This window comes from Rhodococcus sp. USK13, assembly GCF_018343855.1.
GTDB classification, from domain to species: domain Bacteria; phylum Actinomycetota; class Actinomycetes; order Mycobacteriales; family Mycobacteriaceae; genus Rhodococcus_F; species Rhodococcus_F oxybenzonivorans.
In genome coordinates, this window is the sequence record NZ_CP069241.1 from 340554 (window position 1) to 354446 (window position 13893).

At 67.3% G+C, this 13893-nt stretch carries 14 protein-coding genes and 1 pseudogene; 8 read left to right on the forward strand and 7 right to left on the reverse strand.

Annotated features, from left to right (window positions below; genetic code table 11):
- Positions 1–412 precede the first annotated feature (412 nt).
- Positions 413–865: pseudogene (locus JQT59_RS36610) on the forward strand (dynamin family protein); the annotation flags it as partial.
- Here the strand turns inward: JQT59_RS36610 and JQT59_RS36615 are convergent.
- From JQT59_RS36615 to JQT59_RS36625, 3 genes are read right to left on the reverse strand one after another with little or no spacing between them, the layout of a single operon-like run.
- On the reverse strand, positions 778–1251 hold the full coding sequence (locus tag JQT59_RS36615; RefSeq protein ID WP_249353593.1) for a hypothetical protein: 474 nt from the start codon (positions 1249–1251) through the stop codon (positions 778–780). The pseudogene JQT59_RS36610 and the gene JQT59_RS36615 sit on opposite strands and share 88 nt — an antisense overlap.
- Before the next feature lie 28 nt (positions 1252–1279).
- Positions 1280–1576 carry a hypothetical protein gene (locus JQT59_RS36620; protein WP_249353594.1) on the reverse strand — a complete coding sequence of 99 codons (297 nt, stop codon included), beginning with the start codon at positions 1574–1576 and terminating at the stop codon, positions 1280–1282.
- A 53-nt stretch (positions 1577–1629) separates the two neighbouring features.
- Complete coding sequence (locus JQT59_RS36625; protein ID WP_249353595.1) at positions 1630–1860, reverse strand: hypothetical protein; 231 nt, start codon at positions 1858–1860, stop codon at positions 1630–1632.
- Between the two features lie 269 nt (positions 1861–2129).
- Here JQT59_RS36625 and JQT59_RS01590 point away from each other — a divergent pair, with 269 nt between their 5' ends.
- The 7 genes from JQT59_RS01590 to JQT59_RS01620 all read left to right on the forward strand — a co-directional run bounded on the left by JQT59_RS01590 (position 2130) and on the right by JQT59_RS01620 (position 10289).
- On the forward strand, positions 2130–3557 hold the full coding sequence (locus JQT59_RS01590; RefSeq protein ID WP_213571347.1) for a GTPase: 1428 nt from the start codon (positions 2130–2132) through the stop codon (positions 3555–3557).
- Between the two features lie 248 nt (positions 3558–3805).
- Positions 3806–5728: an Hsp70 family protein gene (locus JQT59_RS01595; RefSeq protein ID WP_213571348.1), complete on the forward strand. Its 1923-nt coding sequence runs from the start codon at positions 3806–3808 to the stop codon at positions 5726–5728.
- A gap of 216 nt (positions 5729–5944) precedes the next feature.
- Positions 5945–6814, forward strand: a complete 870-nt coding sequence (locus JQT59_RS01600; RefSeq protein ID WP_213571349.1) for a hypothetical protein — start codon at positions 5945–5947, stop codon at positions 6812–6814.
- Positions 6815–6949: 135 nt separating this feature from the next.
- The gene (locus JQT59_RS01605; protein WP_213571350.1) at positions 6950–7876 is read left to right on the forward strand and encodes a C39 family peptidase; all 927 of its coding nucleotides are present in this window, start codon (positions 6950–6952) and stop codon (positions 7874–7876) included.
- 174 nt (positions 7877–8050) lie between these two features.
- A complete protein-coding gene (locus tag JQT59_RS01610) occupies positions 8051–8446 on the forward strand; it encodes a hypothetical protein (protein WP_249353597.1) in 396 nt (131 codons plus the stop codon).
- A gap of 141 nt (positions 8447–8587) precedes the next feature.
- Positions 8588–9130, forward strand: coding sequence for an RNA polymerase sigma factor (locus JQT59_RS01615; RefSeq protein ID WP_213571351.1), 543 nt, complete (start codon positions 8588–8590; stop codon positions 9128–9130).
- A gap of 88 nt (positions 9131–9218) precedes the next feature.
- Positions 9219–10289, forward strand: a complete 1071-nt coding sequence (locus JQT59_RS01620) for a PDDEXK nuclease domain-containing protein (protein ID WP_213571352.1) — start codon at positions 9219–9221, stop codon at positions 10287–10289.
- 47 nt (positions 10290–10336) lie between these two features.
- On the opposite strand, the gene JQT59_RS01625 is transcribed toward JQT59_RS01620, so the two are convergent.
- From JQT59_RS01625 to JQT59_RS01640, 4 genes are all read right to left on the reverse strand, one after another.
- Positions 10337–10639, reverse strand: a complete 303-nt coding sequence (locus tag JQT59_RS01625; RefSeq protein WP_213571353.1) for a hypothetical protein — start codon at positions 10637–10639, stop codon at positions 10337–10339.
- Positions 10640–10739: 100 nt separating this feature from the next.
- Complete coding sequence (locus tag JQT59_RS01630) at positions 10740–11441, reverse strand: DUF5642 family protein (protein WP_213571354.1); 702 nt, start codon at positions 11439–11441, stop codon at positions 10740–10742.
- A 92-nt stretch (positions 11442–11533) separates the two neighbouring features.
- Positions 11534–13132: a hypothetical protein gene (locus JQT59_RS01635; protein WP_213571355.1), complete on the reverse strand. Its 1599-nt coding sequence runs from the start codon at positions 13130–13132 to the stop codon at positions 11534–11536.
- Positions 13133–13162: 30 nt separating this feature from the next.
- Positions 13163–13810, reverse strand: a complete 648-nt coding sequence (locus JQT59_RS01640) for an MspA family porin (protein ID WP_213571356.1) — start codon at positions 13808–13810, stop codon at positions 13163–13165.
- Between the last annotated feature and the right edge of the window lie 83 nt (positions 13811–13893).

A 13893-nucleotide genomic window follows, 5' to 3' on the forward strand; every position in this document is an offset into this window, starting at 1 on the left:
TTTTTCGTCCCCGCTGGTTGTGTGCGTGTCCAGTTTTGGTGTCGCCGGGCGGGGGCGTGTGGTTCTGGTAGTTGGAGGCCGCGGCCGCCTGGAAGGTTCCCACACCGCGTCAGTGTCCTGCGTCACACAGATCGGGTGTGGGAGGTGGGCTGGGTTGGCGGTGCAGGTCCGGGCCCGCTCACGCTAGGGTTCGAGCGCGCCCGCATACCGGTGCGCGCAGGTCGACGACGGGAAGGGGGTGGGCGTGGAGAGTGCCGCACGCGCCAGGCAGCCGGCCGATGACCTCTCCCCCGCAGCCCCGGCGCCGCCCCGGGAGCGCGCCGAGGTGTTGCTGACGTCGATCACCGGGAAGGTTCTGCGGCCGTTCGGGTATGACGCGATCAGTGATCTCGCCGAGCAGCGGGCCGCCAGTATGGGGCAGACCCGGTCGGTGGTGGTGGTCGGTGAGGTCAAGCGGGGCAAGAGTTCGTTGGTCAATGCGCTGGTCGGGTGGCGGGATGCGTCCCCGGTGGGGGTGGACGTGACGACGTCGACGACGATCAGCTTCGGTGAGGCCACGCCCGAGCAGCCGGGTGGAACGGCGCAGATCCTGTTCCCGGACCGGACCGAGCAAATCCCGCACGCCGATCTGGCGGACTGGGTCTCCTGCGAGGGCGCCCACGTCACCGACGCCCGGGCCCAGGAGTTACCCACCCGGGCGATCGTCCCGGTGCCCGGCAGTCGGCTCGGTGACGTCACCGTGATCGACACTCCGGGGGTGGGCGGGTTGGATCCGTCCTACGCGGTGCTGGCGGAAGCGTCAGCATCGCAGGCGTGTGTGTTGGTGATCGTGTGCGATGCGAGTACCCCGCTGACGGCACCGGAGATGGCGTTCATCGAGCGGACCGGGTCCGCGGTGGAGTCGCTGATCGTGGTGGTCACCAAGACGGACAAGAACATTCGCCGTTGGCGGCTGATCGTCGAGGAGGATCGTGAGCTGCTGGCCCGGCATCTAGGCCGGCAGGTTCCGGTGGTGGGGGTGTCGAGTCTGCGTGCGGTGATCGCCGCGGAGATGCCGCCCGGCCCGGATCGGGACGCAGCGGAGGTGCGGTCGGGGATCACCGAGCTGCGGGAGCTGATCGGGGCGAAACTCGGCATTGCCGAACATCTTCCGGCGATCACCGGGTTGCGGACGGCGGCCGAGGGGTTGGCGACGTTGGCGGCGGATATGCGCACCCAGATCGGGGCGATCACCCGCAGCGGTGAGGTCATCCCGGATCTGACCGCGCAGTTGGCGCAGTTACAGAGCCTGAAAGACCATTCGGCGCAGTGGGAGCAGTATTTGCAGCGGGATCTGACGTTGATTCGTCAGCACGCCACCGATGATCTCGACCGCAGCCTCGACGGTATCCGGGAGAAGTGGACGACCCGGATCAACAAGAACGGGATGGCGGTGTTGCGGCGGAACCCGCAGCATTTCACCGCGGAGATGGAACGCGATTTTCAGGCGGCGATGGCCGGGGCGGTGAATCTGTTCCTCGAGCAGCTCTACACCCAGATCGTGCAACCGAGGTTCGCCTCGGAGGTCATCTGGCACGAAATCTCCGAGAAGGTCCTCGCGACGTTGTCGAACCGCACCCTGGACACGCATCAGGTGGCCGGGAAACGGCAGGGGCTGCTCGATCCGTCGATGATCACCATGGGGGTGATGGGCTCGTCGATGCTCGGCGGTCTGATCGGGGTCTCGGCGATGATGGGGGTCGGTGCGGTCGTCGGCGTGGCGTGGGTGGGGTTCAATCTCGGGTTCAAGGCGATGCGGGCCGGTAAGACGAATCTGCTGGCCTGGTTGCGGGAGACGATCGCGACCACGAAAACGACCACCGCGCGGATGCTCGAATCCACCCTCGCGCTGGCCCGCCCGGAGATCGTGATCCGCTACCGCGAACACGTGAAGACCTCGATCGAAACCCTGCAGAAGCAGATCAAGGACGCCGAGGACACCGCCCGGACGGATAAGGCCACCCGGGAGAAGAAGCTGACCCGTCTGGAGAACAATCTGCGGGTGGTCGAGAACAACATCACCCGCGCCGAAGCGTTGATCACCGAACTGTCCACCCCCGCTCCCCCATCCGCCATGGGGGTGGTGTGCGGTGACGGCCACCCCCACCGCCCCGGCCGGGGATCCGGTGCGCGCGGGTTTGGACCGGGCGTTGCATGCGCTCGCCGCGCTGGCCCCCGATCTGGCCGTGCACGCCAACCGGATCGGCCAGATCCTCTGGTCGCCGCCGCGGATCGTGATCGTCGGCCGCCTCAAGGCCGGCAAATCCACCCTGGTGAACGCCCTGATCGGGGCGCCGGTCGCCGAAACCGCCGCCCTCGAGGCCACCAGCATCGTCGCCGTCTACCAGGATGGTGCCCCCTCCCGCGCGGAGGTGGTGCTACTCGACGGCGGGCGGGCGCCGGTGCACCTGGTCCGCGGGCACACCGCCGAGCTGGGGGTGCCGCCGGAGCAGGTGGCGTACCTGCACCGGTGGTTACCCTCGGCGGCGATCCGCGATTTCACCCTGGTCGACACCCCCGGTCTGGCCACGCTGACCGCCGAGAACGAGGCCCGCACCCGCCGGGTCCTCATCGACGGATACGAGCAGACCCGCACCGCCTCCGTCGACGCCGACGCCGCGGTGTTCCTGTTCGACTCCGCACCCCGCGCCGACGAGATCTCCTTCCTCAAACAGCTCGGGTTCACCCCGCTCAACACCCTCGGGGTGCTCTCGAGGGCGGATGGGTTCGGGGAAGGAGCGTTGGGGCAACGCAACCCGCTCGAGCACGCCCTCGCCCACGCCCGGGTCCTGGCCGGCCGGCTCGCCGACACCGTGATGACGGTGCTGCCGATCGCCGGGTTGCTCGCCGAAACCTCCCACACCGGGGCGCTCACCGAGGCCGACGCCCGCGTCCTGGCGTCGCTGACCGGGCACGGGCCCCTGGACGTCCTCGACCTCCTCGACACCGATACCCCCACCGCCCTGCCTCCCGCGGTACGTGATCGGCTCCTCGATCTGCTCGGCGAGTACGGCATCGTTCATGGCCGCGACGTCGCCGCCCGCGGAGCCGCCGCCCTGAACGAGTGGTTGACCGCGCATTCGGGGATCCCGCAACTGCGGGGAGTGCTCTCGCAGCATCTGGGCCGATTCGCCGCCGTGCACCGGGCCAGCCGGATCATCCGCGAACTCGACCAGCTCGCGTTCAGCCACCCCGCCCGCGACCAGATCCGGGCCGTCGTGGATACCCTGCGCCGCGACCCCGCCCTGCACACCGTCGTGCTGTTCGAACACCTGCGGTCCATGCTCGAGGCCGACCCCCGCTCCCCCGTCACCACCGAACTGCGCCGGCTCCTCGAACACCGCACCCCGGCACGGCAACTCGGGCTGCCCGACAGTGCGGGCCCGGACCAGATCCGGGCAGCGGCGCAGCAGAAGCTGAGTTGGGCGCACACCCAGGCCCTGTCGACCATGACCGCGGCCGAGGACGCCGCCCTGATCGTGCTGGCGCACACCTACAGCACGATCGCCGCCACCTGACCCCACCATGGCGGACCCGATTTTTGGTGTGGCCGGGGTGGGAACCTTTTACCCGCGGCGCGCATCGAACTGTTACCCGCTTGATCGAATCGAAAGACCCCCTTTGTGTGGAAGGACCCCTGTGATGTTCTACCGACCGTCCGAGCCGCTGCCGGTGTGCTGGCGTGACATGATGCCCGGGCGCGGCCGCGCCGTCGTGGTCGTGGTCGCCGGATGTTCTTCGTGGGGTTCGATGTCGGGGGGTAGCAATGTCTAGGCAAGACTGGTTGCTGGGAATCGACTTCGGCACCTCCAACACCGCCGCCGCGCATACCGGTGCGGTCAGCGGTGCGGTGGAAGCGCTGCAGCTCAGCCACAACCGCACCACGATGTCCTCGGCGGTGTTCGTCGAATCACCGGACCAGATCGCGGTCGGGGACGTGGCCACCAACCGCGCCGAAACCAACCCGGCCGCCTACATGCCCTCACCGAAACGGGTGATCGGGCAGGGAGTGGTCAACATCAACGGCTACGAGATCCCGTCGTCGGTGCCGGTTGCCGCGGTCCTCGATTCGGTGATGGCCCGGGCGCGGGCCGCGCACGCCGGGCAAGCGCCCGCCCAGCTGGTGCTCACCCACCCGGAGGCGTGGTCCCCACGCGAGATCCAGGTACTCCTCGACGCGGCCGCCCGGCTCGGTCTCGATGCCTCGCAGGTGACGACGGTGTCCGAGCCGCGGGCGGCGGCGCACTACTATTCGCGCTCGAAGACCCTGCCTCCGGGCGCGAAGATCGCGGTGTTCGACTTCGGTGGCGGCACCCTCGATATCGCTGTGTTGGCCGCGAACGACCGCGGCACCTTCGACGTGGTGGCCGCGCGCGGTGACAACGGGCTCGGCGGGAAGAACTTCGACGCCTACATCCGCCGGTGGGTCGACGAGCAACTCGATGCCCGCAACCCCGAACTCGGTGACTATCTGCGGTCGGCGCCGATCGATGTCCGGCACGCCCTCGATGATTCGATCCGCCGCGCCAAAGAACTGCTGTCGGAGGCGCCGTCGGCGACCATCACCGTCGCCGGCGGCGGGCACACCGAGAAGTTCCAGATCACCCGGGAGGAATTCGAGGAACTCGTCACCCCGGCGTTGGAGAAGGCGGTCACCCTGACCCGGGCCACGCTCGCCGACGCCCACGTCACCGACCCCACCGGGCTGCACGCCCTGTATTTGACCGGCGGGTCCTCCCGGATCCCGATCGTGCAGGAACACCTCAAAGCCCTCGGGCCGATCGCCACCCTCGATGACCCGAAGACCGTGGTCGCTCAGGGGGCGATCGCCGCCGCGGCCCCGATCGTCCGCGGCCTCGGCAACACCACCCTTCCGGGCGGAGCCCCGCCGCGGTACACCCATCCCGACCCACCCCGCAGCACGGGCGGTCCGGCGCCGACGGCACCCATCCCGTCACCAGGTCCCGGCCGGGCGACGACGACCTGGCACCCCACCCCCTCACCGGCACCCACCGGCGCCGGTGCCGGTGCCGGTGCCGGTGCCGGTGCCGGTGCCGGGAGGAAGAAGTCGTTGGTGATCGGCGCCGCAGCCGCAGCGGTCGTGGTGATCGCCGGGGTGATCGGGGCGATCACCCTCACCGGCGGCGACGAGAATGCCGCCGATCCGCCGGTCGCCGCCGACACCGCCGCGCCGGCCGGTGACCCCGCGGCCGCGGAGCCGGCGGGCACCTCCGGGAACGGGAGCACCGAGGTTCCGACCACGAAAGATGCTGTGCTGGCGGCGCTTCCGGCGTCGCTGCGGTCCGAACTGACGGACTGCAAGACCACCGGGGAAACCGAGAACGGTGGCGTGGAGATGCAGTGCACCGTGAAAGAGGGCAGCGCGTTGACCGCCGGGATCTCCGATCAGGACTACCAGTCGATCATCGTCAGCGTCGACGCCGCGGAAGCGAAGAAGCGGGTCCTCGGGATCCGGCAAGGTTTCCAGAACGACACCACCTCGACCGACAACGAGATCGTGGAGAACATTCCGCGGACTGCGGCCGCTCACATCGACGGTCCGGGCTACGCGGGCACCTACTCGATCTGGTACGCCAACGGCTCGACCGGGGTGATGGCCAGCTTCGGCGACGCCCAGGGCCTGGCCGGGGCGAAAACGTTCCTCTCCCGCGCCGGCCTGATCAACTAACCCCCGGAAGAACACGCCAGAAGTTCCCGCGCCCGCCCCGGCTTGTCCGGGGCGGGCGCACCTGTCTTACCGGGCCTTTCACACCGGCTGCGGCCGGTGTGAAAACTTTTTCGGATCTGCCGGGAACCTTTCGGGTCGCTCACCGCATCCAACTCTCGACAACACAAGGGAACTCCGCTTCCCGCCCAGCGACCTTCGACGACAAGGACTGTGACCATGAGCAACCCCCGCAGCGCACAGGACGACCAGAACTCCACCGGCGCCACCTCGCCCAGCCCGAACCTGACCGGGGATCCGCAGGACGCCACCTACACCACCTCCCCCGCCGCGGGTGCGCAGCCGCCCGCGGGTGATCCGATCCCCACCACCGCGGCGGCCCCCACCGGCCGGGAAGCCGGAGCCGATACCGATCTGGGAGCAGGCGCCGGCGGCGAGGCCGTCCCGGGCGTCGGCGGGGAGTATTACTCGCCGCGCGACGTCGACGGCGACGGGGACGTCGACCTGATCCACAGCCGCGTCGAGGGAGTCGAGACCATCACCCATATCGACGAGGACGGTGCCATCACCCTCGTCGAGCAGGACACCGACGGTAACGGCACCTACGAGACCGGGATCGCCCCGACCGCGGGCGGGGTGCGGCTCGCCGAGGACCTCGACGACGACGGAACCGTCGACCTCGCCACCCACCTCGACTCCGCCACCGGTGCACCGGTCCGCCAGGACGTCATCGAGGGCGGGCTGATCACCGACACCCAGTTCGACACCAACTCCGACGGCAACCCGGATCTGCAGGTGATCGACAGCAACGGTGACGGCCGCTTCGACACCGCGGTCCTCGACACCGACGCCGACGGGATCACCAACGACACCCTGGTCGACACCAACGCCGACGGCACCTTCGACCTGCGCACCACCGACACCGACAACGACGGCTCGCAGGAGTCGTTCGACACCGCCACCGACGGGCACCTCGGGTCGATCGAGCAGTTCGAAGCCCTCATCCCCGCCGAGGACCACTACCACGAGCAGGCCGGCACCTACCCCGGCGAGACCCCGGCCGACGTTACGGCCACCGACCTGACCTGACCCCATACCCAACCCGACCCACCCACCACAGCGCCGTCGCACCCCGCCGTCGGTGTGGCCGGCCGGTGGGTGCAACCCCACCCCTGCCACCTGCCGACGTCGGGTGCGGGTCGAACCTCACTCCGGGAGAGCACAATGGATGACATGCACGCGGACCTCACGGCCGCAGCCTGGTCCGCCGGCCCACTCGACGACGACACGTACCTCGGCGAACCGGCCGCGATCGAGGAGGACCTCGACGCGATCCCCGGACCGGTCGAGGACGACCCGTTCGCGGTGCTCGCCGACCCGGCGGCAGCGGTGGATCTGTCCGGCATCGACCTGAGCGCACTCGACCTCGATCTCGACGAGCCGCCGATGCTCCCGCCGCCAGGGGACGAGGCAGAGGTGGACGCAGCCGACCCGGTGCCGGGCACTGAGCCGCAGTCTGCGGTCGAGGGTGCGGGCGGGGACGGAGTGTACGGGGACCCGGTGGAATGGTCGGTGAACTGGTTCTACCAGCAGGTCGACGGCTACTGCGGGCCGTCGAGCGCCGCGCAGGTGATCGCCGAGTACACCGGGGTGGTCATCGACGACCCCCAGCAATTAGTCGACCGGGCCCTCGAACTCGGACTCATGCAAGACGGTGACCCCGCCCGCGGCATGACGTTGCCGAACCTCGAGATCCTCCTCGAAGACCAAGGGGTGCCCTGCACCGTGCAGGACAGCTCGATCGAGGACCTGAAATCCAAGCTCGAGGGCGGCTACGGGGTGATCGCGATGGTCGACTCCGGTGAGATCTGGAACCCGGACACCGAAGCCGGGGAAGACGCGACGGCCGACCACTTCCTCGTCGTCGCCGGCATCGACGAAACCCGCGGGGTGGTGATCCTCTCCGACCCCGGCGCCCCGAACGGCAACCAACTCGAGGTTCCCATCGACCAGTTCGAGGACGCCTGGGCGGATTCGGGCTGCCGGATGCTGGTCGCCGACACCCCCGACCGCGACCTGGCCGACCATCCGGACCCGGCGGCGATGGCGGTGGCCTCCCCCGATCGCCGGTGGGCGATGATCGACCTGTAGTCGCCGGTCGCTACCAGCCGACCACGCATGGGGCGTGCACACTGGAGAGGCCACACCGGATGTCGACGGTGATCGGAAGAAGGCCGGTGATCGGCGGGAACCTTTCGACGATCCGATGCATCCAACTGGTAAGGGTGCGCCGTGGTGGCGCACCGAGACACTGAGGGAAACGAGGTGAGAGCAGCAGTGGACGACGACTCCGTCCTTGCAGCACTGGGGGTATCGGGCAGTGCGCTGCCGCCCGTGCCCGACGATGTGTGGGCGCGCGCGCTCGAGATCGCCCTCGACCCCACCACCGCCCTTGCTGACTCCGATCTCGTCCCCGACATGGACGACGTTCCCGTCGTACCCGAGGACGACGACCTCATCCTGCTTGACGACGAACTCGACACCGACGGTGACGGCGGGGTCACCGCCCTCGATACCGATACCGGCGAACCGGATTTCGACCTCCCGGCGGGCGAGGATCTTCTCGATGACGACAGCGTCGACCCGTCCACGCTCGGCGTCGACGACCCGGCCGATCCCGGCATCGACCTCGGCGGGCACCACGACATCGACCCACTCTGACCACCAACCGATCCTCACCAGCCCCGGGCGTGGTCCGCAGCGGAGTTCCTGGTCGACCTGGCTGTATGTGACGGCGGGTACGATTCCCTCGGCGCCCGGGGGGCGGCGAATACAGTGATCACAGCACGGGGGGAACCAGACATGGACGACGCGGACCTGATCGCGGCATGCCGCGGCGGTGATCATCACGCCTTCGCCGAGCTCGTCGGCCGCTACCGCACCAACGCCTGGCACGTATGCCTGCAGATCACCGGCAACACCCACGACGCCGAAGACGCCCTGCAGGACACCCTCACCGCCGCCTGGCAGAACCTGCCGAAATTCCGCGGCGACGCACGCTTCAACACCTGGCTGCACCGCATCGCCGCCAACGCCGCCCTCGCCGTCGTCCGGCGCCGCAAGAACACCGACAGCCTCGATGACACCGAGGGCGAGTACGGGATCGTCCTCGAAGACCCCGCACCCCGATTCGACGAGCAGGTCGCCACCATCGACGCGGTCCGCCGCGCCCTGGCCCAGCTCCCGGAAGACTTCCGCGTCGCCATCGTGCTCGCCGAATTCGCCTCCCTGCCCTACGCCGACATCGCCGAACACCAAGGCGTCACCGTCGCCACCGTGAAAACCCGAATCCACCGCGCCCGCAAGCAACTGGCCACACTCCTCACACCCGCGACCGATCCGTAGATCGCACGCGCGAGATCCGTTCGCGACGCGTGGTACGTATCGACGGTGACCTACGTTCGTGTTTCCGGCCGTGCGGGAGGATGGGCGGGTGAGTGATTCCGGACTGCTGCCCGACGACTACCGCGACTTCCTCGACCACCTCAAGACACAGGTCCGGCAGGCGCGGGTCCGGGCTACACGAGTGGTCAACACCGAGTTACTCCTGCTGTACTGGGACATCGGCCGCGCAATCCTGGACCGCCAGGAGGCCGAGGGGTGGGGGAGCAAGGTCATCGACAGACTTGCCGTCGACCTGCGTTCGGAGTTTCCCGAAATGCGCGGGTTCTCCCGGAGCAATCTGCACTACATGCGGAAGATCGCCTCGGCGTGGCCGCGGAGTGCATTTGTCCAGCAACCTGTTGGACAAATCCCGTGGGGACACGTGACGGTGCTGATCGACCGTCTCGACGACCAGGGTTCCCGCGACTGGTACGCAGCCGCGGCGTTCGAGCGGGGCTGGTCCCGCAACGTCCTGTCCCATCAGATTCGTAATCGACTCGACCAGCGGATCGGCGCGGCGCCGTCGAACTTCACCGAACACCTGCCCACCGGTGACTCCGACCTGGCGCAGCAACTGGTCCGCGACCCGTATGTCTTCGACTTTCTCGATCTGACCGATCGGGTTGCGGAGCGGGAGCTCGAGGCGGCGCTGATGGCCCGGTTGGAACGGTTTCTGCTCGAGCTCGGGCACGGTTTCGCGTTCATCGGCCGGCAGTACCATTTCGCCGTCGACGGTGACGACTTCTACATCGACCTGCTGTTCTTCAACTGGATCCAGGCCCGTTTCGTTGTGGTCGAGCTGAAGGTCGGCCGGTTCGAGCCCGAGTACGTCGGCAAGCTCGGCTTCTACGTGTCCTGGATCGACGACAACTTGCGCGATCACAACCAGCACGCGCCAACGATCGGGATCCTGCTGTGCGCCGGACGAAATGACAACGTCGTCCGCTATTCCCTGGCGGGAACCACAGCGCCGTTGGCGGTAGCCGACTACACCTATGACACCCTGCCCGCGCCGGTCCGGGAGCTTGTCCCCACCGATGATGAACTGGCTTCCGCAGTGGGCGAGACCCTCACCAATCTGGCGGAGAGCTCGTCATCACGCGCTGACACCGATCAATAGACCAACGGTTGTTGCCACTACTCATGATCACGCCTAGAGGAACGGCATTACGCACTACGGAGCGCCTCGGCTGCCCACGGCACGAATGAAGGAACGGATACGGCTGCGGATCGCCCCAGCCACACTTCGATCTCCTCGACGGCATCGAGCGGGCGGGACATCGGGCGCGGAGTGGGCGGAGATCGGCGAACAGAAACACCCGCGGATACCTGACCCGCCGTGACGACGTGACAGCACCGGGGATTCGTGTGGCTGCCTCCTCGCTGAGGTCCCGGCGCCCACCCCACCGGGGCGGCCCGGACCACATCCACCGGGGCCTGATTCGGTTCCACCTCCGGTTCGATTGCCACAAGCGGACCCTACTGGCGGTCACCGACACGATTGTGCGGCGGGAAACGCATCGCCACCTGCACTTTCAGAGGCTCCTACAGGTCCCTGTCGACTACTCAACTAGTGCACGAGTTCGGCGGCACGTTTGTACAGGTCGATTCCCGGGTCGCTGTCCACGACAAGGCGTGGGGCGTCCGATGACAAGTCCGGGATGACCGAGAGGGTGAGAACCTCGCGGTCGGACAGGTTCGCGGTGTAGCTGACCGTGACTGACTGCTGAGATCCGTCCGGAGTCAACGTGATGATCTGTTTACCCTTCGCCGGGACCCCATTGAGGTCGACTGGGTCGGGAACACGGAAGAACCCTTCACCTCCGGGCGCCCGGAAGGAGCCTGTGTCACACACACTGTCAGCGTCATTGGCGGCGTGAGGTTCCTTCTGCGACTGCAATCCGATGACGATTACTTGCCCTTGACCGGTGAACGTCACCGTTTCTACCGTCGACCCTTCCTGATAGGCCGCCGAGGACTGGAAGGACTGGGCGCATTGTGCAGGCCAGATTTCCATGTCCGCGGTAGAGGGTGTGGCCTTCGCGAGGATTTCCGCGGTCACGGTGGTCACACCAGACGTCTTCGCGGTGTAACCCTCTGGTGCCTGATCCTGCAAGGTGCTCAGAGCTGTCGACGAGGACTCCGACGGATCGTCGGCCGATGCCGAACCACACGCGGCGAGCACGCTGCCCCCGGAGACCACCATCAGCACCGTCACCGCAACCGACGCTGCCCGGTGGCCTTTGCTCGCATGCTCATCCTTTGCGGACATCCGCGTTCTCCTTGTTCCGTCGGGATTGGTGTGTTTCTCACTGAGCTGGCGTGGGCTCACAGCGCGGCGTACTCCGGTGCCGAATTTTCTCATCAGCTTGCCGCCATCGCGGCACCGCCGACAGCGAGCGGAATCCCGAACTGTGGCTGAACAACGACGAGGACACCGACACCCACCACAGCCGCTCCGATACCGACCTTCTCCCATGTCGAGAGCTCGTCATCGTCCTCGGGTTCGGCGGGCTTTGCCGGCGGCTTCGACACGGACGGCGGGGAAGACGCTCTCGGGGCCGGCGGCGGCGCCGAAGGCGACGGCAAGGAGGTTTGCGCCGGTACCGAGGTCGTGATTTCGGTGGGCGGTGCAGTCGGCGCCGCAGAGGAGAGCGGCATCGCGCTCGTCGTCGGCGTCGGTGCGGCCGTTGTCACCGGGATCTCCTGCACGGTCGTCACCGGAATCTCGACCACCGAGGTATCGGGGAACTCCGGTTCCACCTGGGTGGTGACCTCCGGGACCACCTGCTCGGTGAAGATTTCCGGCTGTGTGGTGTACGGGATCTCCGGGTACGCCGTCGGTTGCACAGACGGTTCGGCTGACGGATCCGCTGACGGTGCGACCTCGCGCGTCTCCGGAGAAGGGGGCGCGGGCGAACTTGGCTGACCTGCTCCCGGGATCGCGGTCTGTAGTGCTTGGTTGAGGTAGTACTCGGCAAGGGCTTGGAGGATCGCGAGCTGGGCTTCACGCTCGTAGAGGCACAGCAACTTCCGATCCTCGTCGCTGAACACCGGATTGGGGGTCGTTTTCGGGCCTTCCCAATCACCGATCGACTTCTGCTGCTTCGAGCCGTTCCACTGGGAGTACAGCGGACGCAAATTCTCTCGGGAATCGGCGATCTCGATCTGCTTCTCGAGGGGCAGCTGCATGAACCCCGGTATCTGGATCAGCCGGTTCAGCGAGACGACATGATCTGCCTGCCAGTTCTTTTTCGGCGTATTGACATACTGGTCGCCGTATTTGCCCGCCGCCACATCGTCGGTCACGCGCTGTCGGTTTGCCGGTTTCGGTGCGGCCTTCCTCAGTATGTCGTAGGCCTGGACCTGCGCCGGCGTGAGCGCGGTGCGGTCAGCACCACCGGGTATCAGATCGGGTGTGCAGTCGGCCAGAACCTCCTCGAGCGACCGGCGGGCAGCCTCTTCCTCGAGGGTCTCCGCTTCCTGCCCGTCCGGTACCGACTCACTCTCTGCGGGCACTACCTGTTCGGCATCCGGAACCGACAGGACACCGGACTCGGCCGGGCCCGCCGGTGCAGGTTGCCGCTGCCTTGGAACCACGATCGGGCCGTTGAGGTTCGGTTGAACGGTTAATGGCGAGTTCGCATCGGGATTGGTTTCGGTGACCAACCCCTCGCCTGAGTCGGCCCCGGGATCGACCGGATCAGTCGGATCGAATGGCTCGTTTTCCGGCTCCGGACCAGGGTCGTAGCAGGTGTATGGGGCGGGGGGCGGCGGAACTGGTCCCGGATCACCGGGATGCGCGGACAGCCACGACGACTCCCACGCGTCGTTGTACATCTGTGTTTCTCGTTCGCATCGCTGCGCCGGTGTCTCCGGGGCCCCATACGCCGGTTGCGTGAGCGCCACCACCGGAGCTGCCACCAGTACCGCACACACCAACGCCCGTAGTGCACGTCTCACGATCTCGCCTCTCCCCCGCGCCACGGCTCTCTACAACCACATGACGGGGCCGTAGGCGGCGACGGTGTCATCGAAAGAGTCACTGGTGGTGGAGAAGGTGACGTAGGAGCGGATCGAGACCGGGCCCATGCACCCATCGATCTTGAGGTGCACATTCTTCACTGACACGCCGGCCTTTCCGTTTGCCAGTTCCTTCGTCTTGAACGGCACATCCGTGATCGTGCCGGGCTTGAGTGTCGTCGAGACGTTCGGCTGAACCTGGGCACCGAGGTCGGCTTTCGGCCCGGTGGCCGAGATCCCGATCGAGGGCCCCACCGAGAGGCCAAGGCCCACAGCAAGTCCCGATGAGACATCGATGCCGCAGCCCACCTGATACCCCGTCTCGAGTGATGCCCCGTTCACCGGGGCGTCACCGTTACCGGTGATATCGGCCTCCGCTCGGTACGAGACGAAGCCTTCCCTGCTGAACTGGGAGGCAGCCAGGTTCGGAACCTGATTGACGATCTCTCCGGTCTTGCGGATGTTCAGTACCCAGCCGTCGCCGGTAGTGGTGGTTTCGAACGCGTCGGGAACCGGATTCGGCTCCGCCGAGCCTGTGCCCGCGGCAAGTACCACAGCCCCTACGGCCACAATCGACCCGATACTCAACCCGCGCAGCACTCTGACAGCAACCGACATGACTATCCCCCTCGTGAAACGTGAATCAGGGGGCAGGCACGCCGAATTGTTGCCCCGCGACCCCCCGCACGGCTCCGCGAACG

What these genes read in the sequence shown, in the direction of transcription:
- JQT59_RS36615 (WP_249353593.1), bottom strand. Translation starts at nt 1,251, where the DNA reads ATGACCTCACCGCTGCGGGTGATCGCCCCGATCTGGGTGCGCATATCC.
- JQT59_RS01595 (WP_213571348.1), top strand. Translation starts at nt 3,806, where the DNA reads ATGTCTAGGCAAGACTGGTTGCTGGGAATCGACTTCGGCACCTCCAAC.
- JQT59_RS01600 (WP_213571349.1), top strand. Translation starts at nt 5,945, where the DNA reads ATGAGCAACCCCCGCAGCGCACAGGACGACCAGAACTCCACCGGCGCC.
- JQT59_RS01605 (WP_213571350.1), top strand. Translation starts at nt 6,950, where the DNA reads ATGGATGACATGCACGCGGACCTCACGGCCGCAGCCTGGTCCGCCGGC.
- JQT59_RS01615 (WP_213571351.1), top strand. Translation starts at nt 8,588, where the DNA reads ATGGACGACGCGGACCTGATCGCGGCATGCCGCGGCGGTGATCATCAC.
- JQT59_RS01630 (WP_213571354.1), bottom strand. Translation starts at nt 11,441, where the DNA reads ATGTCCGCAAAGGATGAGCATGCGAGCAAAGGCCACCGGGCAGCGTCG.
- JQT59_RS01640 (WP_213571356.1), bottom strand. Translation starts at nt 13,810, where the DNA reads ATGTCGGTTGCTGTCAGAGTGCTGCGCGGGTTGAGTATCGGGTCGATT.